Origin of the sequence: Pedobacter aquatilis, assembly GCF_032678405.1 — a bacterium.
Lineage (GTDB): Bacteria > Bacteroidota > Bacteroidia > Sphingobacteriales > Sphingobacteriaceae > Pedobacter > Pedobacter aquatilis_A.
The window spans coordinates 770092-789164 of sequence record NZ_JAVTSJ010000002.1 but is presented as its reverse complement, the minus strand read 5'-3'; the positions used below and the strand labels follow the sequence as shown (position 1 = coordinate 789164).

Sequence of the window (19073 nt, the reverse complement as noted above, 5' to 3'; positions counted from 1 at the left end):
TAAGTAAATTTACTATTAGTTGCGTTCTTATTTAACGCATTAATAAATAAGCAAGGAAAAAGCATTTTTGTTTAAGTTATACTAAAAACTGTCTTTGTTATTAAAGTCAATTTCAATTTTTATCACTTTCATTCGTTAAATACATGATCCAGATTTCAGTTGCGATGGTGGTGTCTGCCATTTAAGATTCAATAAACATTTCGCTTTCGCCAATTAAAATGTATTTTTGCAAAAAATTTGACATTAAAGCACAATGAGCACTAACAGAACTTTCACCATGATTAAGCCAGATGCAGTTGCAAACGGCCATATCGGATCAATTTTAAATGATATTACTAATGCGGGTTTCAAAATCATCGCATTAAAATATACTAAGCTTACTGAAGAAACTGCTGGTCAGTTTTATGCCGTTCATGCTGAGCGTCCTTTCTATAAAGATTTAGTTAGCTTCATGTCTTCAGGACCAATTGTTGCAGCTATTTTAGAGAAAGACAATGCAATTGAAGATTTCAGAAAATTAATCGGTGCTACGAACCCGGCTGAAGCTGCTGAAGGTACTATCCGTCAGAAATATGCAAAATCTATCGATGCAAATGCTGTTCATGGTTCTGATTCAGACGAGAATGCTGAAATCGAAGGAAACTTCTTCTTCAAAGCAGACGAACGCTTCTAAGCATTTCTTCGAAACCTTATTTTAAAACCCCGAAATATTCGGGGTTTTATTGTTTTAAAAGAGTTTGTATCTTTCAACCCGTAAATAATAAATTAAAAGTTGTTACCGTTTAACAACAACCAAAATCACTCAAATGAAAAAAATTTTCTTAACGATATTTGTTTCAGGTATCGCTATTACATCATTTGCCCAGACCAAAAAACCTGTGGCAAAAAAGCCAGCTGCTACAGCTAAAACCACAGCTGCTCCGGCAGGGTTAAAATCATCATTAGATTCTATTAGTTACGCATTTGGTTCTTCTATTGGTTCGAGCCTAAAAGCAACAGGGCTTTCAACAATGAATTATGATGTTTTATTGAAGGGTTTAAAAGATGCCTTTACAGGCGGAAAACTCATTTTAGACCAACAACAGGCACAGCAATGCATCAACGAGGCTTTAACCAATGCTAATAAGAGCAAATTTACAGGCAACATTAATGAAGGCAAGGCATTTTTAGAACAGAATAAAAAACGTGAAGGCGTAAAAACAACTGCAAGTGGCTTACAATATGAAGTTTTAACTGCAGGTACAGGTGCGAAGCCTGCATCGGTGAGTGATTCGGTGCTTGTACACTATAAAGGTACATTACTGAACGGAAAACAGTTTGATAGTTCTTACGATCGTGGCGAGCCGATTACTTTCACGTTAAACCAGGTTATTAAAGGCTGGACCGAAGGCTTACAGTTAATGAACGCAGGTTCGAAGTATAAACTTTATATCCCTTATAATTTAGCCTACGGTGAAAGAGGTTATGGGCCAGATATCCCACCCTACAGCACTTTAATTTTCGATATTGAATTATTAAAGGTTAACGGGAAATAATAAAAACACTAAAACATTATAACTTCTTTGATGTTAGCTATTACAAAATTAACATCATGAAAAGAACATTTCCTTTAGTACTTATTGCATTTTTATGCACCACCTTAAGCAGTTGCGAACTTGTTGAAGGTATATTTAAAGCCGGCGTTTGGTCGGGTATTATAATTGTTGTTGTAGTAGTAGCACTGATAATCTGGATATTATCTAAAGTATTTGGAGGTAAGGGATAAGCTGGGAAATACCAAAACATTAATTCACATGAAGGCTGTTAAATATAACTTTAACAGCCTTTTTTATTTATATTGTGATGATGAAAATCTTCAATTTAAAGCCCATAACAGTTAAAGAATATATTTTTAATGAGGAATATTTAAAAGAAAGCCAGCGCAGTAGCCACCTCGAAAGTGGGTTCTATTTTGAGTGCAAAGTGATAAATGCATTAAAAACGATGATTGTTGGTTTTGATATCCTTTATACAGTGGGCGGTGAAGAATCATACGAAGAAGTCATAGCATCAGCAAATCCGTATGAACAGACAATTACGGTGACCAATGTGTACGAAGAAGGTGCAGGTGAAATATTACTATCTTATAAGAGTGCTTGTTCGTTTAACCTTGAGAATGAAGGGTTCGATACCGATATATTATCACTGACTACTTTTTTGAGCGACTACAATTTGCATACACAAACTTTCCTGAACAGCTATAAGCCAGATTTGTTAAGGCTTGAAGAAGAATTATTCAGTAGTGCTACTTTGAAAAGCAATGCATTATGTGCAATTGAAAACCTAAAAGGTAATAATATGTATGAATTTTAGTTTAGAGCTTCCGGTTTTCCTTACAAAAAAACAATTTCAGTAATCACAATACTTCCGGCATGATCATTTAATTTCTGAATAATCCCTTGTCTAACCATTACCAATTCATTTTTAATTACCGATGATTCTATCCTGATGAATAGTTTTTTATCGTGGATATAAATTTGCTTGGTTCTGTTTGCAATGGCTGTTCCCATAATTTCGGGCCAAACTGCAAGAATAGAAGTTTCATCGAATTTACGGCGCAGGCGGTACACATCAAGCATTTTGCCGATAGCATCCTTTAAGGTAACATCATTTGGTTTACGCATTTTGTATCTGTCCGTTTTCTACTTCAAACAAAGTTACATCAACTTCTATCTTTTTAAAAATTGATTTTACCCTTTCTATTCCCGTATCAGTAATAAATATCTGTCCGAAATCATGATGAGAAACCATTTGCATTAATTTCTGAACGCGGCTATCATCAAGTTTATCGAAGATATCATCAAGCAAAAGCAAAGGCTTAAAACCTTTATTCTTTGCGAGGTAGGCATACTGTGCCAGTTTCAGGGCAATCAGAAATGATTTTTGCTGCCCCTGTGAACCAAATTTTTTCAATGCCATTCCGCTTATTATAAAAGCCAGTTCATCTTTATGTATCCCTGTTGTTGTCCGCTCCAGAACCCTGTCTTTTTCAACCGATTTCTGCAATAAGGATTCGAAAGTACTTTCGCTAAGTTGAGACTGGTAATTCAGTTCTACAGTTTCTTTATTATCAGTTAAATAGCTGTAATACTGGTTAAATAAGGGAATAAACTCATCCATGAAGGCTTTGCGTGTGGCAAATATCTTATTCCCTGCGGCTACCAATTGTTCATCCATTATCTGGAGCAAGGTTGCATCGTATCTTTTTGTCAGCGCAATTTGTTTCAACATGGCGTTCCTGTTTGCCAGCACCCGGTTATATGCAATTAGCTGATCGAGGTAGTGTGAATCTGTTTGCGAGATGACATTGTCGATAAACTTTCTGCGCTCCTCACTCCCTTCCATAATCAGGTTTACATCATAGGGCGAAACCATTACAACTGGGAACAAACCGATATGATCGGCAAGTTTATCGTATTCTTTTTTATTCCGTTTGAATTGTTTTTTCTGATTCTTTTTAACCCCACAGCTTATCTTCTCATTTTTCAGCTTACGATCGAAATCTCCCTGAATCATAAACACATCCTCACCACTTTTTATTTGCTGTCCATCGATCGGATTAAAATAACTCTTGCATAAACACAGGTAATGAATTGCATCAAGCATATTCGTTTTACCCGAACCATTGTTTCCGGTAAAAACGTTTACAGTTTCAGAGAAGCTGATAACCGCATCGGTATAGTTTTTAAAATTAAGAAGGGTGATGTTTTTTAACCACATAAATATTCCGCAATTTACCTAATTTTTACCCTTCAATAGCTGTATGTTAAAAAAATAAAGCTTACTTTCATCGCAAGGAAAATTATATGGTTGCACAAAAATTGTTAGAAGGAAACGTTCTTTGGTCTTACGACCACGAACTTAACAACGAGAAAAAATTTGGCTGGGTAAAGAAAATTGCCGGAATGTTCTCATTTTTAAAGCCCATGCACAATCATGAAGGCAATATTTTACTTGCATCGAACGGCTTATTTATTAATGGCGATGAACATTTAGAACTTCCCTTATCGGATATTGAAGAAGTTTACATGGGCTTTGATGAATTATTCCCGGCATCGGCAGTAAAGAACTTTGGTTTATTCTGGCAACCTATCAGGATTAAATCGTTCATCAATCATTCAGAAAGCCAAACCGTTTACCTGATTATAAACCACACTGGTATTTTCAGTGATAATAAAACATGGTTTCATACCCTGATTAGCTTATTACGCTAAGCCAATGGTATTACCTTCAAATCGAATACTTAAATAACTACTGTTTAATTAAATACTTGAAAATAAAGGTTGATACTTTGATTGAAAAACGTATTTTTGCAATCTTAATTTTTTAAACAAACATGTCTACAACAGATAACCAGACAACTCAACCTATTAGAAAAGGTTCTTTTTTACAGGAAAACAACAAGAGCTTGCTTTTTATAGCGGGAGCTGTAATCGTTTTAATTGGTGTTTATTTTTGGTACCAAAACGTATATTTAAAAGACCGTGCGCAGGAAGCAGCAAGCAAAATGTTTAAGGCAGAGCAATTAATTGGTATTGATTCTTTATCGAACAAAGCAATTAAAGGCGAAGGTGGCTACCCTGGCTTAGAGCAAATAGCAAAAGATTACGATAATACAAAATCTGCAAACCTTGCTAACCTTTATTTAGGTGGTATTTACTTACGTAAAGGAGAGTACAAACAAGCTATTGATGCATTAAGCAAATACAGTGCAACTGGTAGCCCTGTTGCTGATCCATTGGCTTTAGGTTTATTAGGCGATGCTTACAGCGAATTAAAAGATTATAAGCAAGCTTCTACGTATTACAAAAAAGCAGCTGATAAAGCCAGCAAATTTACTTCGCCAATGTTTTTAAAGAAATTAGGTTTAGTAAGTGAAAACCTTAACGATTATAAAGGTGCTGTTGATGCTTACACAAAAATCAAAACACAATATCCTGAGAGCCAGGAAGCACAATTAGTTGATGCTTATATTGCAAGGGCTCAGGAAAAAGTTAAATAATCATTAACTAACTATAATATTAAAAGACCATCTTTCGATGGTCTTTTTTTGTATCCGCTATTACCAAAACAGTAAGCAATCTTAAAAAAAAAGCAAAACCACCAAGGGACTTGCATTCCTTATCAGGTCATGAATCACTATCTATTTATTAAAAGCCGTCATGGTATGGGCTGGGCCAACTGTTACAAAGCTCTTAATCAGTTCAACACTTTTATCAATTAGTGCGGGTAATTCAAGCTGTTCATTTTTATCGAATAAACCCAGAACGAAATCAACCTGTCTTCCTTTAGGATAATCGTTACCAATACCAAAACGTAAGCGGGCATAGTTTTGACCACCGCAAACTTCTTCAATGCTTTTTAAGCCATTATGCCCGGCGCTGCTACCCTGTAATTTTAAGCGAAGCTTGCCCAGGGGTAATGCCAGGTCATCAACAATTACCAAAACGTTTTCAGGCGCTATTTTAAGCTCTTTCATCCAATAGTTAACGGCTTTACCACTCAGGTTCATAAAGGTTGTAGGCTTAATTACATGAAGCTTTTTACCCTTGAAACTTACCTCCGAATAATAAGCAAGGCGGATATTTTCAAAATTACCCCCTAGACTTTTTACAAGCTCATCAGCGATATCAAAACCTATGTTGTGACGTGTATGTGCGTAATCCGGGCCAATATTCCCTAAGCCTACGATAAGATATTTCATGGGTGCAAAGGTAAAAGCTTAAAGCGGAAAGACAAAAGCTAATCCTGCACAAAAAATCAGGATAAAAAAAAGCGGTGCAATAAATTGCACCGCTTTATTCTTTCAATTAAGAAATACTGAGTATCTTAATTATTTTTTACCTTTAGCTGCTTCAGTTTCTGCTTGTTTTAATGCTCTAGACATTGCTACTGAAACGATAGTATCTTCAGGAGTGTTAGTGATTGAGTATTTATCACCTTTTAAATCACGAACACGGAATAAGCTACCAACTTCTAATTTCTCTAAGCTTACTTCAACGTTTTGAGGCATATCAGCAGGTAAAGCTTTAACGCGAAGTTTACGTAACTTCTGGATTAATTTACCCCCCATTTTAACACCTGGAGAAGTTCCTGTTAATTTTACAGGGATTTCCATAACGATTGGTTTTTCTTCGAATAACTGAAGAAAATCGATGTGCATTAACACGTCGGTAAGTGGGTGAAATTGAGTGTCTTTTACGATAGCTTTAGTTTTAGTACCGTTAACGTTAAGCTCAACAAAGTTCACTTCCGGGGTATAAATAACATCTCTTAAGTCAGCAATAACAACAGCTAAATGTTGTTGCTCATTACCACCATACAATACCGCCGGAACTTTACCTTCATAACGAAGTTCCTTGGCATCGCGTTTCCCTACGTTCTCTCTTGGAGAACCGCTAATTGCGATTGTTTTCATTTTTTATTTTTATTTATTTATTAGTAATAAGTACAGGCATCGAGTATACAGGTCTAAACCTTAGGCTCTTTACCTTTAACCTAATTTTTTACACTTTAAACAAATCACTGATTGAGCCGTGTTCGTTTACATTGGCAATTGCCCTTGCAAATAAACTTGCTGTACTCAATACCCTGATTTTTGAACTCTCCTGTTTTAAAGGAATAGTATCGGTAACAATTAATTCTGATAATACAGAATTTTCAACTGTTTCTATTGCTTTACCTGATAAAACGGCATGTGTACAAACTGCTCTTACACTTGCAGCACCGTTTTCCATAATTAAAGCCGCAGCTTTTGATAATGTTCCTGCTGTATCGCAGATATCATCAATCAAAACTACGTCTTGTCCGGTTACATCACCAATAATCGACATAGATTCGATTTCATTGGCACGTTTACGGCGTTTATCACAAATTACCACTTCAGCATTAAAAAATTTCGCAAAGGTACGAGCCCTGTACGAGCCGCCCATATCAGGCGATGCTATCGTTAAATTTGGCAGGTTTAAGCTTTTAATATAAGGAACAAATATTACCGATCCATCTAAGTGATCTACCGGAATATCGAAAAATCCTTGTATTTGTGCAGCATGCAAATCCATCGTCATAATACGGTGAATACCTGCCGACTTTAATAAATTAGCCACCAGTTTAGCTCCGATTGCAACACGTGGTTTATCCTTTCTATCCTGACGGGCTAAACCGTAATAAGGAACAACTGCTGTAATGTAATGCGCCGATGCTCTTTTAGCGGCATCAACCATTAACAAAAGCTCCATTAGGTTATCGCTTGGCTGATAAGTAGATTGGATTAAAAAAACATCACAGCCTCGGATTGATTCATCAAATGATGGCTGAAATTCGCCATCGCTGAATTTGTGGATGGTAACATCACCAAGTGGTTTGCCGTAACTTTCAGCAATTTTTAGTGATAATCCTCTTGAACCTGTTCCGGAAAATAATTTTACCGGGTTAAACTGCAATGGCATGATCCGTGAGTAGTTTACGGTTTAAAAAAAATCGGATCATGCATTTTTTCAATACACGATCCGAGGTTAAATTTTGTTGTCCGACCTGGATTCGAACCAAGACAAACAGTACCAAAAACTGTCGTACTACCCTTATACTATCGGACAAACTACTTATCGAGGATATATCCCCGAAAGGGAATGCAAATGTAGGCAGCATATTTTAAATATGCAAGAGTGTTTTCAAAAAAAATTAAAAATTATTTCAATTAAAAAAAGATTGAAAATTTATTGACCTGCCATGCAACGTTCCTGAATAAAATCCGACTTTATAGGTTAAAACCTATAAACCTTTTACTATCAATCACTAAACTGACTATGACTTATTCCAGAATCAACAACTTAGCCGGTTGGCTGTGTTTTTTTATTGCCGCAGTAACGTACATTTTAACTTTAGATCAATCTGCAAGTTTTTGGGATTGTGGAGAATTTATTGCCTCAGCCTTTCGTTTAGAGGTCGTTCATCAACCAGGAGCGCCCTTGGTTTCGATGATCCAGCGATTATTTTCCGCGCTGGCTTTGGGAGATGTAACAAAGGTTGCCTATTTCATGAACATAGCCTCTGCCCTGGCCAGTGCAGCAACTATCCTCTTTTTATTCTGGACCATTACAGCACTCGCAAAAAGAGTTTTAGTTAAAAAAGGGGATGAAATTACTTCCGCTAAAACTATAAGCATTATTGGCTCGGGAGTCGTTGGCGCCCTGGCTTATACTTTTTCAGACAGTTTCTGGTTCTCGGCGGTAGAAGCAGAAGTTTACGCCATGTCTTCACTTTGTACCGCAGTAGCATTTTGGGGGATATTAAAATGGGAGGCGCAGGCTGATGAACCCCGGGCAGACCGCTGGCTGGCATTCGTAGCATATGTTATTGGCCTTTCGATAGGCGTTCACCTTTTAAATTTATTGGTTATTCCAGCTGTTATATTTGTTTACTACTTCAGAAAAACACCTCAGCCAACCAATAAAGGAATTATAAAGACATTTTTAGCTTCAATTTTAATCCTGGCCTTTGTTCAGTTTGGCATTATCCAGTATTCGGTTGCTACTGCCGCCTATTTCGATTTGTTTTTCGTAAATACTTTAGGATTAGGCTTTGGAACAGGTGTACTGTTTTTTGCTATCTTATTAATTTCGGCTTTGGTTATCGCCATCAGGTATTCCATCCAAAAGAAAAAACAAGTGTTGAATCTGGCTTTAGTATCAACCGTATTACTAATTTTCGGATATAGTTCCTTTTCCATGCTTATTATCAGGGCACATGCCAAACCAAACCTGAACAACACCAATCCTGAAAACGCTTTTACTTTTTTGAATTACGTTAACCGGGCACAATATGGAGAGCGTCCACTTCTATTTGGCGAAAATTATAACTCTGAAAAAACAGACATTAAAAACACGGGAAAACTTTATAGAAAAGGTGAAAAAAAATATGAATCTGCGGGAAACAGATCGAAGTATGTGTTTGCAGAAAATACCTTGTTACCAAGAATGTATAGCGATAAGCCTGAACATGTTCAGTTTTACAAAAGCTGGATGGGTTTTGACGACAGCCATAAACCTAGTTTAATTGATAACCTTAGTTATATGTTTTCATTCCAGGCCGGCCAGATGTACATGCGTTATTTCATGTGGAATTTTGTTGGTCGCCAGAACAACCAGGACGGACAGCTTGGAGAAAATGGCGGCGGCTGGTTAAGTGGCGTGAAACCAATTGATGCGCTTCGTTTGGGCAATCAGAAAAACCTGCCACCATCAATTATTGATAACAAAGCTTATAACCGGTTTTTCTTTTTACCGTTAATCCTTGGTTTAATCGGAGCAGTTTGGCATTTCAAAAGAAACCAGAAACACGCAGGTGTAATTGGCTTATTATTTTTCTTTACCGGCGTGGCGATTGTTTTATACCTAAATTCGGTACCAATTGAGCCTCGCGAACGAGATTACGCTTATGTAGGTTCCTTTTATGCGTTCTCCATATGGATAGGCCTAAGTGTTATCGGATTGAAAGAATGGATTTTCAAGAAAATAACACCGGCGAAGTCCGCCATTCTGGCTTCGCTGATTGCTTTAGTTGCAGCACCAATGATTATGGCAAGCCAGGGCTGGGACGACCATAATCGTTCAGATAGTCATTTAGCTAGAGATATTTCTGTTAATTACCTAAAATCTTGTGCACCAAATGCCATTTTATTCACTTATGGTGATAACGATACTTTCCCTGTATGGTATGCACAGGAAGTAGAGCACGTACGACCGGATGTGAGGGTGGTTAACCTGAGTTTATTTACTGCCGACTGGTACATCGATGGCATGAAACGGAAACAAAATGATTCTGCACCACTTCCAATTTCTATGAACCCCAACCAATATGCGGAAGGTACAAGGGATGTAATTTATTATCAGGATTTTAAAATTGCTCAAAATGTTGAATTAAAGCAATTGATGGATGTTTTACTATCAGATAATGATGATGATAAAATAGCATTGCAAGATGGCTCAAAATCAAACATTCTACCAACCAAAAATTTCAAATTGAGTATAAATCCCAAAGAAGTGTTAGATACCGGAACCGTTCCTATTGAAGATACAGGCAAAATTGCTGGAAGCATGGAGTGGACTTACAACTCGGATTACCTGACAAAAGGAACGTTGGCTATGCTCGATATTTTAACACATAATGGCTGGAAAAGGCCAATATATTTTAGCGGGGCAATGCCCGATGAGCAGTACATCGGCCTGAATAAATACCTCTATTCCGAAGGTTTAAATTATCGTTTACTTCCTTTGAAGCCAGATTCTACCAAGCAGGAAATGTATGAACAGGTAAATCTGAAGCCATTTTTCGGGAATATGCTTAGCACTTACAAATACGGAAACATTAAAAATGCCAACCATCTCGACAGGCAATCGGCTGATGATGTAACCATGTTCTCAAATATGTTCAACAGTTTGATTGGAGGCCTGATGGAAGAAGGAAAAATAGCCGAAAGCAAAGCTGCAGTAAATAAATATTATGAAGTAATGCCCTTGAAATTCTATAGCATGAGGCACGTAATGAGTTCATTTTACTTCACAGAAAACCTTTACCGCTTAAACGACTTAAATCGTGCAAACACCTTTATCAGCAAATCTGCCGATTACATGAATAAAGAGTTAACTCATCTTGCAGATGTTTCTGAAAGCAAAAACAGTTTATCGTCTGAAAGAGACGTTAAGGTTTATATGACCTATTTGGGCCAGATGGTAAAACTTACCCAGGCCTACAAACAAAACGATTTGAGTAATAAACTCGAAAAAGATTATAACCAGTTTATGAATCGGTTTGCACCTTTTTTCGGCGGTTAATTAACACAAAATAAATATTCAAAGAACCCGCAAAGGCTGATTAGCGAATCACTTTGCGGGTTTTAATATTTTCCGGAGGTTTCCATTCATAGCTTATTGTGAATTAGAAAAATAAAAACCGTTAAAAAGTGTAAAAACAATAGGACTTATTCCTCATTTATCGACTATATTAATTAATTTCGGCAGCATTTTTATGTGCAATAACAATTTAATTATCATTATCAAAAACCAATGAATTATTCAAAAGTTAACAATATAACGGGCTGGATATGCTTTTTAATTGCTACGATAACTTACGTTTTAACCCTTGAACCATCAGTTAGTTTCTGGGATTGTGGCGAGTTCATCGCATCTGCATTAAGAATGCAGGTAGTTCACCAACCTGGTGCGCCTTTATTTTTAATGATACAAAGATTTTTCTCTGTATTTGCTTTAGGCGATGTAACTAAAGTAGCCTACTGGATGAACATTGGTTCGGCAATATCGAGTGCAGCAACCATTTTATTTCTATTCTGGACGATAACGGCATTAGCCAAAAAAACACTTGTAAAAGCCGGTGAGACACTAACATCAGGTCAGTTAATCAGTATAATGGGCGCAGGTGTTGTTGGCGCTTTAGCTTATGCTTTTTCAGATAGTTTCTGGTTCTCAGCAGTAGAATCAGAGGTTTATGCGCAGTCATCGTTATTCACCGCGATTGTATTCTGGGGTATTTTAAAATGGGAATCACATGCAGATGAGCCAAAAGCCGACAGATGGTTATTGTTTATTGCTTATATCATGGGTTTATCCATCGGTATTCACCTTTTAAACCTGTTAACAATACCTGCAATTGCATTTATCTACTATTTTAAAAGAACAGATAAAGCTACTACATCAGGTATTTTTAAAACCTTACTCGTTGGTATTTTAATTCTGGGCTTTATTCAATATGGAATTATCCAGTACCTGGTTTCATTTGGTGCTTACTTCGATTTATTTTTCGTAAATACATTAGGTTTAGGTTTTGGAACGGGTGTTTTATTCTTTGCAATTTTACTTATCGGTGCGTTCGTTTGGGGTATCCGCTACTCCATTAAACACCAGAAGAAATTATTGAATTTAGGTTTAATATCAACAGTGCTGATCATCTTCGGTTATGCATCTTTCGCCATGATTATTATCAGGGCTAAAGCAGATCCGAATCTGAATAACAGCGCACCTAAAGATGCATTTTCTTTCTTAAGCTATCTAAATAGAGAGCAATACGGAGATCGTCCATTACTTTTCGGCCCGAATTATAATTCAGAAAGAACTGGTGTTACCGAAGGAAAAACGATCTGGAGAAAAGGTGCTGAAAAATACGAAGTAGCAGGTAAAAAGAATGATTATGAGTATGCAGATAATACTTTCCTGCCTCGTATGTACAGTGATGACCAGAAACATGCAGAATTTTACAAAGAATGGATGCACCTGGACGATAGCAAAAAACCAAATACAGTTGATAATATTGGCTTTTTATTCAGCTACCAGATTGGCTACATGTACATGCGTTATTTTGGATGGAACTTTGTTGGTCGCCAAAATGACGAACAAGGACAAGGCAGCGGTTTCGAAGGTACTGCTTTAAGCGGTATTAAGCCAATCGATGCTATCTGGCACGGAGATCAAAGCCATTTACCACCATCAACAGTTGACAATAAAGCATATAACAGATTCTTCTTCTTACCATTAATTATTGGTTTAATGGGCGCTATCTGGCATTTTGGCCGTAATCAAAAAGATGCAGGCGTTGTTGGTTTACTATTCTTCTTTACCGGTATTGCAATTGTGCTTTACCTAAATCAAAAACCGCTTGAACCGCGTGAGCGTGATTACGCTTATGTAGGCTCTTTTTATGCCTTTGCGATATGGATTGGACTTGGTGTATTGGCCATAAAAGAATGGCTACTAAAAAAACTTACACCTACAACAGGTGCGGTAGTCGCATCTGTTATTGGTTTGTTTGCAGCTCCTGTGATTATGGCACAACAAGGTTGGGATGATCACGATCGTTCGACAAAATTAGTAGCTCATGATATTGCGCTTGATTACCTGCAATCATGTGCACCGAATGCCATTTTATTTACTTACGGAGATAACGATACTTATCCACTTTGGTACATTCAGGAAGTCGAAAGGGTTCGTCCGGATGTACGTATCGTAAACCTGAGTTTATTCGATACCGACTGGTACATTAATGGTATGAAGCAAAAACAAAACGATTCTGAACCTTTACCGATTTCGATGAAAGAATCGCAGTTTGTTCAAGGCGAACGTGATGTGATGCCATATGATGATTATAAAATTGCTGGCAATGTTGAGCTTAAAAATGTTGTCGATTTATTACTATCTGATAGTCCTGATGATAAAGTTGCCATGCAGGATGGAACGAAATCGAACTTCTTACCTACTAAGAACTTCAAACTAACCATCAATCCACAAGATGTTATCAGTACTGGTACAGTTCCTGCTGCCGATGCCGATAAAATTACGCCAGCCATGGAATGGAAGTTTAACAAAGGTTATGTGACCAAAGGAACTCTAGCTATGCTCGACATCCTTGCTCATAACAATTGGAAACGTCCGATTTATTTTGCGTCTACAGTTCCGTCTGAGCAATATAACGGATTAGATAAATATTTATACAGCGAAGGATTAGCCTTACGTCTGTTACCATTGAAAACTGATACGACAGCATCTGAAGATAGAGAAGAGTTACTAAACACACCTGTTCTTTACAAAAATGTAATGGAGAAATTTAAATGGGGCAACATGAAAACTGCCAAATATTTAGATCCACAGTCTTCTGATGATACATTCATCTTCACAAATCTTTTGAGTAGCTTAACAGGAAGCCTTATTAAGGAAGGTAAAATCGATGAGGCTAAAAAAGTGGTTGATAAATACTATAGCGTGATGCCTGATAAATTTTTCGGAATCAGAACCGTAGTTGTTAAATACTACATGGCTGAGAATTTATATAAACTTGGCGAAACAGCAAGAGCGAATGACATCTTACTTAAATCAGGTGATTATGTTAATAAAGAGCTGACTTACCTTGCCGATATTTCTGCGTCAAAAGGAAGTATCACAGGTACGCAAAACATCCAGACAGGCTTATATTACCTGGATCGGATGATAAAAACTTCGAAAGCCATGGGTCAGACGAAAGTAAGTGCCCAGCTTGAAAAGCAATTTGCAGGATTGGAAGCCAGGTTATCTGGTTATTTCGGTCAACAGCCGGGGCAATAAAAATTGTTAAATATATTTCAAAGCAGCTACAATAATTTGTAGCTGCTTTTTTGTTAGTAAGGAATCTTCGTTAACCATTAGCACTCGTTTGTAACGCTAATTTGCAAGGCATTTAAATGTAGATCTTTTGAATGTCTATTAATAGCGTAAAATACGATTAGTGATTTGACCGTTTGTTACAAACGAGCGTGAGCGGTAACATATGAATTTTTGAACATAAAAAATCCCGCTTAAATTAAGCAGGATTTTAAATAATATTGTGTTAAAATTATTCGTTTACAACACCCATCGAACAGAATTTCTCGACACGCTGTTCAATAAGTTTATCGGTTTTCAGCTTACCTAAAGCAGCTAAATCTTTTACAAGATACTCTTTTAGTGTTTGTCCCATCAATTCAGGATCCTGATGTGCACCACCTAAAGGTTCTGGAATAATTCCGTCGATAAGCTTATTACCAAACATATCATCAGAAGTTAATTTAAGGCATTCTGCTGCTTTTTCTTTAAAATCCCAGCTTCTCCATAAAATTGAAGAACAAGATTCAGGAGAGATAACTGAATACCAGGTATGCTCTAACATATAAACCTTATCGCCAATACCAATGCCTAAAGCACCGCCAGAAGCACCTTCACCAACAACGATACAAATAATTGGTACGCGTAAAACCGACATTTCGAGTAAATTTCTTGCAATTGCCTCTCCTTGTCCGCGTTCTTCAGCCTCCAAACCTGGGTAAGCACCCATGGTATCGATGAAAGAAATTACAGGCTTGTTAAATTTTTCAGCCAAACGCATTAAACGTAATGCTTTACGATAACCTTCCGGGTTAGCCATACCAAAATTACGATACTGACGCTCTTTGGTATTTTTACCTTTCTGGTGACCGATAACCATTACCGTTTGACCATTAATGGTGGCGAAACCGCCTACAATGGCCTTATCATCTTTAACCGTCCTGTCGCCATGTAACTCAATAAAATCATCGCAAACCATATTGATATAATCAAGTGTTTGCGGCCTGTCGGGATGACGGCTCATTTGAACCTTATTCCAACCTGTTAAATTTTTATATAAGTTATTAGTGGTGTCATTTAATTTACCATCAAGTTCATCTAAAGTGGCAGACATATCTACCTTAGTCTTTTCGGCAACTTGCTTAACCTTTTCTATTTGCTGAACTAAATCGGCAATAGGTTTCTCAAAATCGAATGATGTTTTTATTTGCTGCATAATTGGACAGCAAAAATAAGTATTTATTTTCAGTTTGCTATAGTTAGTGTTTTATTAACACTTAAAAATTATTTTCCAGCAGCACGAAGCTAAAATTTCTTCCCTTTGGATGAACCAACAGGTACGACAGGAAATTTAAGGGTTTAAGAAAAAAGCATTTACTTCAGTTAGCTTTAGCATAATGATTTTTTGCTGCTTTGAAGGTTAACAGCAGAAGTTTTTTTTAAATAGCCCTGATTGAAGCGGCATTTTTTTGTTCACCAAAGCTTTATTTAAGTTAAAGCAAAAAAATATAGCGCAAAGCAGGACGGATGTTAATCATCGCACTGTCTTTGCGCTACAAATTATATTATCAATTATTTAGGGATGAGGTGATTTAATTTTAAGATTGGGTCCTTAAATTCAATAACCTTAACAAAACTAGGTTAAAACTTAGCGGCTTCACCAGCTTTAGGTAATGCCTTTTTAATAAATTCGCGGATATGGTTGTTAGCGGTTTTCAAATCATCTTTACGTAAGTACATCATGTGTCCGCTTCTGTAACCTTCCCAACTCATTCTATCTTGAAGCTTGCCAGCCGCATCTAGCTGCCACATACTATACTTAGCATTGAAATAATCGCAGGCGCCATCGTAATAACCCGACTGAACCAATAAATGGAGGTAGGGGTTCTGAGCCATTGCCTGGCGTAGGTTATCGCCTGTTTTATTGCCAGAATTATCCCATGGATAAACCGAGCCAAACATGTTATATTTCAAGTCGGTTTTGTAATTCAGTTCGTTACGGATATACATATTGATTGCAGGCGTAAACGAATGCAACCATGAAGTTAGCTCAGCATTGTAATCTGGCGATTCGCCCGCAGCCATTCGATCAATTCCTTTATAACGGGAGTCTAAACGACCAACAGTAAAACCTTTATCCCTTAACAATTCCTTCCAGAAGAAATCTGTTGGTACATTCAAGTTATAATCTAAAAACACTTTTTCCGAAATTCCTGAATAACGTGCCATTTTTGCGGCGATGGCTTTTTTCTTATCTGCACTTAACATGCCTCCCTGCGAAATTGCCGGAATTACTTCATTTATGGTAAAACTTTCTACCTCAGGCAGCATAGCAGTTAAATCTTTCGATTGTAAATCAGCAGCCAGCGCCTTGTGGTACCATGCTGTAGCCGCAAAATAAGGTAAGCGCAAAGCGGCATCAACCGGGCCACTTCGTTCGATACCAAGCTCAGTAGGCGAAACCAGTACAACACCGTTTAAATACATCCACTGGCTATTCTGCAACTCTAAAGCAAGGCCTGAAACGCGGGTTGTTCCGTAGCTTTCTCCGATAAGGAATTTAGGAGATGCCCAACGGTTATTGCGTGTTACAAAGGTATTAATCCATTCTGCAAGGTATTTGATATCGGCCCTTACACCGAAAAATTTATTTGTTGGGATATCTTTGTTAACAGCTCTTGAATAACCTGTATTAACGGGGTCGATGTAAACGATATCTGCAACATCCAAAATTGAATAAGGATTTTCCTTGTAGCCATATGGCTGAACAGGATAACCTTCATCATCGATATTTAAAACCACCGGGCCAGTATAGGCAATGTGCATCCATACCGAGGCAGAACCCGGACCACCGTTGAAAGAAATTACTAAAGGTCTTTTATCTCGGTTTTGAACATCGCTTCTTTCATAGTATGTATAAAATAAACCTGCAATTGGCTTGCCATCTTCATCCCAAACCGGAAGCGTTCCTGTTGTCGCTTTATAAGGTACAGTTTTACCATCGATATTTACAGTATGATTGGTTATTACCGAGCTTTCTACTTTTATCGCTCGCTCGTTCCCTGTAGGTTTAGCTTCTTCTTTAATGGTTACCTGCGAGGTTGTTGTTGTTTCTTTCGCAGGTGTTTTTCTGGGTGTTTGTTGCGCATTGGCAAAAAAGCTTCCGAGTAAGAAAGCTGGTAGTATTAGTTTAAGTTTCATTGATTTTGGTTTGGTGTCTAAATATCCCACTTATCGAATGGTTATCAAAAAAACATTGAAAATGTTACCATAAAAAAAGGCATTGCAAATTAGCAATGCCTTTAAAAAGATTATGTACTTAAAATTATTTATCCCACCAAACTCTTCCAACAAGCTTATCGCCACCCGAAACCGCAGCTGAAGCAGTCTTGTAATTTGCGGCGTTAGATACACCTTCTCCTAACGGATAAGGGAAACGGCGAGGAATTGAGCCGCCGGTATTTGTGTTTGGATATACAATCGGAACCAATGCCGGCAAACCTGTTCTTCTCCAGTTCGACCAGGTTTCATAAAAGTCTAACATGGTGATAGTGTGTGCCCAATATTGTGTGGCAATCATATCTAAACCATTGGCTGCTACGTACGGATGCGCTGTCAGATAAGCTGCAGCATCGCTCGCATTTACTGCCATTGCTGCGTCGTATTGCGACAAGAAGGTCATGGCTGATGTAACACCTGCATTGTAGTGTGTTGCCGCTGAACCACCAATATTAAAACGTTGTGCAGCCTCAGCCCATAACAATTCGGTTTCTGCATAAGTTAAAATGAAGGTGTTGCCATCTCTTTTTAACATACCTGGATGAGGTGATGAATAATCGGTAAAATCGGTATAAGAAGCATCCTGACGAACATCCCTGCCCGCAATACCACTCAAATCTTTACCGTTTGGCATTCCTTTTTGTACAGAGGCAGTGCTGATGTATGCCGGATTCTGTGCTTTAGTAACATCTGTTAAATACAGTTTGGTTACGGCAACTTTACTTAAACGTGGGTCGTTATTATTTTTAAGGTAGTTGATAAATGTGTTACTCCATCTGGTGTAAAAATTTTCCTGGCCACCATCGCCTAGCAATACCTGTGCGTTTCTGTTTTGCGTTACACGACCACCATTTGCATCATGTTTAAAGAATGCATTATCGCCATCGCTTGTCATGGTTTTACCAACAGCTTTGGTAATGTATGTCTGTGCTAAAGTTGCATCGGCTTTTGTTAAGCGCATCGCCATACGCAACATTAAACTATTTCCGAAACGTTTCCATTTAGCAACATCACCTGCAAAAACAAGATCACCTGTAACGGCATCTCCACTTGCATTTAACGCAGTTGAAGCCTCATCAACCTCTTTTAACAAATCAGCATAAATCGCTTGTTGCGTATCATATTTTGGATAAAGGATTGCAGAGTAATAGCCTTTACCAGCATCGAAATAAGGAACATCGCCATATAAATCGGTTAGTCTTTCAAAGATTAAAGCTTTCCAGATTCTTCCCATTTGGTGAGCATTATTATATTGTGCTTTTCCTCTTGTAAATTCAACAAGATCTACAGCGTATTTAACCTGATCAGGATAAGCTTTTTCCCAATAAGCCGCAGTATAGCCTTCATTTAGCATATACTTATCACCGGCCCAATAGCCAATTACTGAAGATAAACCCTGCATCATTGTAGACGCATAAATTAAGTTACCTCTCCAGGTTTCGTAGGCAAAATCTGTACTGCCCGTGTAGGTTAATTGTGCGGTGGTTAATAAATAATTAGGGTTATACTGATCCTGACCAACTGATACAGGATCGGTATTTATTTTTTCGAAGTTTTTTGTACACCCAGATACCAGGATTAAGCCAGATAATAAAAGTGGTACGTATAATTTTATGATCGTTTTCATTTTCAATT

16 protein-coding genes are annotated in these 19073 nt (G+C 37.5%); 8 read left to right on the top strand and 8 right to left on the bottom strand.

All coding sequences use genetic code 11. The features are described 5' to 3' along the window. The first annotated feature begins 253 nt into the window (after positions 1–253). The 4 genes from R2R71_RS08935 (at position 254) to R2R71_RS08920 (ending at position 2352) form a co-directional block, all read left to right on the top strand. Entirely contained in the window at positions 254–673 is a 420-nt protein-coding gene (locus R2R71_RS08935; protein ID WP_316830920.1) for a nucleoside-diphosphate kinase, read from the top strand. Between the two features lie 133 nt (positions 674–806). Continuing rightward, positions 807–1535: an FKBP-type peptidyl-prolyl cis-trans isomerase gene (locus tag R2R71_RS08930; RefSeq protein WP_316830919.1), complete on the top strand. Its 729-nt coding sequence runs from the start codon at positions 807–809 to the stop codon at positions 1533–1535. Positions 1536–1591: 56 nt separating this feature from the next. Further along, entirely contained in the window at positions 1592–1765 is a 174-nt protein-coding gene (locus tag R2R71_RS08925; RefSeq protein WP_316830918.1) for a hypothetical protein, read from the top strand. Between the two features lie 77 nt (positions 1766–1842). After that, a complete protein-coding gene (locus R2R71_RS08920) occupies positions 1843–2352 on the top strand; it encodes a hypothetical protein (RefSeq protein ID WP_316830917.1) in 510 nt (169 codons plus the stop codon). Between the two features lie 20 nt (positions 2353–2372). On the opposite strand, the gene R2R71_RS08915 is transcribed toward R2R71_RS08920, so the two are convergent. Both R2R71_RS08915 and recF read right to left on the bottom strand, forming a co-directional pair. Then, positions 2373–2663, bottom strand: coding sequence for a DUF721 domain-containing protein (locus tag R2R71_RS08915; protein ID WP_316830916.1), 291 nt, complete (start codon positions 2661–2663; stop codon positions 2373–2375). Continuing rightward, complete coding sequence (gene recF / locus R2R71_RS08910; RefSeq protein WP_316830915.1) at positions 2656–3759, bottom strand: DNA replication/repair protein RecF; 1104 nt, start codon at positions 3757–3759, stop codon at positions 2656–2658. The genes R2R71_RS08915 and recF overlap by 8 nt, the downstream gene beginning before the upstream one ends. A gap of 86 nt (positions 3760–3845) precedes the next feature. Between recF and R2R71_RS08905 the strand changes: the two genes are divergently transcribed. Continuing rightward, positions 3846–4253: a hypothetical protein gene (locus R2R71_RS08905; RefSeq protein WP_316830914.1), complete on the top strand. Its 408-nt coding sequence runs from the start codon at positions 3846–3848 to the stop codon at positions 4251–4253. Between the two features lie 122 nt (positions 4254–4375). Further along, the gene (locus tag R2R71_RS08900; protein WP_316830913.1) at positions 4376–5041 is read left to right on the top strand and encodes a tetratricopeptide repeat protein; all 666 of its coding nucleotides are present in this window, start codon (positions 4376–4378) and stop codon (positions 5039–5041) included. 141 nt (positions 5042–5182) lie between these two features. Here R2R71_RS08900 and pth read toward each other — a convergent pair whose 3' ends face one another. The 3 genes from pth to R2R71_RS08885 all read right to left on the bottom strand — a co-directional run bounded on the left by pth (position 5183) and on the right by R2R71_RS08885 (position 7487). Beyond that, positions 5183–5743 (bottom strand): aminoacyl-tRNA hydrolase, encoded by a 561-nt coding sequence (gene pth, locus R2R71_RS08895; protein WP_316830912.1) that lies wholly within the window; start codon positions 5741–5743, stop codon positions 5183–5185. A gap of 129 nt (positions 5744–5872) precedes the next feature. Then, complete coding sequence (locus R2R71_RS08890; protein WP_316830911.1) at positions 5873–6457, bottom strand: 50S ribosomal protein L25/general stress protein Ctc; 585 nt, start codon at positions 6455–6457, stop codon at positions 5873–5875. Positions 6458–6545: 88 nt separating this feature from the next. Continuing rightward, entirely contained in the window at positions 6546–7487 is a 942-nt protein-coding gene (locus tag R2R71_RS08885) for a ribose-phosphate pyrophosphokinase (protein ID WP_316830910.1), read from the bottom strand. A 357-nt stretch (positions 7488–7844) separates the two neighbouring features. Here R2R71_RS08885 and R2R71_RS08880 point away from each other — a divergent pair, with 357 nt between their 5' ends. Together R2R71_RS08880 and R2R71_RS08875 are read left to right on the top strand one after the other, a co-directional pair. Further along, positions 7845–10871: a DUF2723 domain-containing protein gene (locus R2R71_RS08880; protein WP_316830909.1), complete on the top strand. Its 3027-nt coding sequence runs from the start codon at positions 7845–7847 to the stop codon at positions 10869–10871. A 231-nt stretch (positions 10872–11102) separates the two neighbouring features. Further along, entirely contained in the window at positions 11103–14144 is a 3042-nt protein-coding gene (locus R2R71_RS08875; RefSeq protein ID WP_316830908.1) for a DUF2723 domain-containing protein, read from the top strand. Positions 14145–14412: 268 nt separating this feature from the next. On the opposite strand, the gene R2R71_RS08870 is transcribed toward R2R71_RS08875, so the two are convergent. The 3 genes from R2R71_RS08870 to R2R71_RS08860 all read right to left on the bottom strand — a co-directional run bounded on the left by R2R71_RS08870 (position 14413) and on the right by R2R71_RS08860 (position 19065). Beyond that, on the bottom strand, positions 14413–15375 hold the full coding sequence (locus tag R2R71_RS08870; protein ID WP_316830907.1) for an acetyl-CoA carboxylase carboxyltransferase subunit alpha: 963 nt from the start codon (positions 15373–15375) through the stop codon (positions 14413–14415). A gap of 425 nt (positions 15376–15800) precedes the next feature. Beyond that, the gene (locus R2R71_RS08865) at positions 15801–17360 is read right to left on the bottom strand and encodes a S10 family serine carboxypeptidase-like protein (protein ID WP_316830906.1); all 1560 of its coding nucleotides are present in this window, start codon (positions 17358–17360) and stop codon (positions 15801–15803) included. 124 nt (positions 17361–17484) lie between these two features. Continuing rightward, the gene (locus R2R71_RS08860) at positions 17485–19065 is read right to left on the bottom strand and encodes a SusD/RagB family nutrient-binding outer membrane lipoprotein (RefSeq protein WP_316830905.1); all 1581 of its coding nucleotides are present in this window, start codon (positions 19063–19065) and stop codon (positions 17485–17487) included. Positions 19066–19073: the final 8 nt, after the last annotated feature.

What these genes read in the sequence shown, in the direction of transcription:
- R2R71_RS08865 (WP_316830906.1), bottom strand. Translation starts at nt 17,360, where the DNA reads ATGAAACTTAAACTAATACTACCAGCTTTCTTACTCGGAAGCTTTTTT.
- R2R71_RS08870 (WP_316830907.1), bottom strand. Translation starts at nt 15,375, where the DNA reads ATGCAGCAAATAAAAACATCATTCGATTTTGAGAAACCTATTGCCGAT.
- R2R71_RS08890 (WP_316830911.1), bottom strand. Translation starts at nt 6,457, where the DNA reads ATGAAAACAATCGCAATTAGCGGTTCTCCAAGAGAGAACGTAGGGAAA.
- pth (WP_316830912.1), bottom strand. Translation starts at nt 5,743, where the DNA reads ATGAAATATCTTATCGTAGGCTTAGGGAATATTGGCCCGGATTACGCA.
- R2R71_RS08930 (WP_316830919.1), top strand. Translation starts at nt 807, where the DNA reads ATGAAAAAAATTTTCTTAACGATATTTGTTTCAGGTATCGCTATTACA.
- R2R71_RS08915 (WP_316830916.1), bottom strand. Translation starts at nt 2,663, where the DNA reads ATGCGTAAACCAAATGATGTTACCTTAAAGGATGCTATCGGCAAAATG.
- R2R71_RS08900 (WP_316830913.1), top strand. Translation starts at nt 4,376, where the DNA reads ATGTCTACAACAGATAACCAGACAACTCAACCTATTAGAAAAGGTTCT.
- recF (WP_316830915.1), bottom strand. Translation starts at nt 3,759, where the DNA reads ATGTGGTTAAAAAACATCACCCTTCTTAATTTTAAAAACTATACCGAT.
- R2R71_RS08860 (WP_316830905.1), bottom strand. Translation starts at nt 19,065, where the DNA reads ATGAAAACGATCATAAAATTATACGTACCACTTTTATTATCTGGCTTA.
- R2R71_RS08925 (WP_316830918.1), top strand. Translation starts at nt 1,592, where the DNA reads ATGAAAAGAACATTTCCTTTAGTACTTATTGCATTTTTATGCACCACC.
- R2R71_RS08885 (WP_316830910.1), bottom strand. Translation starts at nt 7,487, where the DNA reads ATGCCATTGCAGTTTAACCCGGTAAAATTATTTTCCGGAACAGGTTCA.
- R2R71_RS08935 (WP_316830920.1), top strand. Translation starts at nt 254, where the DNA reads ATGAGCACTAACAGAACTTTCACCATGATTAAGCCAGATGCAGTTGCA.
- R2R71_RS08905 (WP_316830914.1), top strand. Translation starts at nt 3,846, where the DNA reads ATGGTTGCACAAAAATTGTTAGAAGGAAACGTTCTTTGGTCTTACGAC.
- R2R71_RS08880 (WP_316830909.1), top strand. Translation starts at nt 7,845, where the DNA reads ATGACTTATTCCAGAATCAACAACTTAGCCGGTTGGCTGTGTTTTTTT.
- R2R71_RS08875 (WP_316830908.1), top strand. Translation starts at nt 11,103, where the DNA reads ATGAATTATTCAAAAGTTAACAATATAACGGGCTGGATATGCTTTTTA.
- R2R71_RS08920 (WP_316830917.1), top strand. Translation starts at nt 1,843, where the DNA reads ATGATGAAAATCTTCAATTTAAAGCCCATAACAGTTAAAGAATATATT.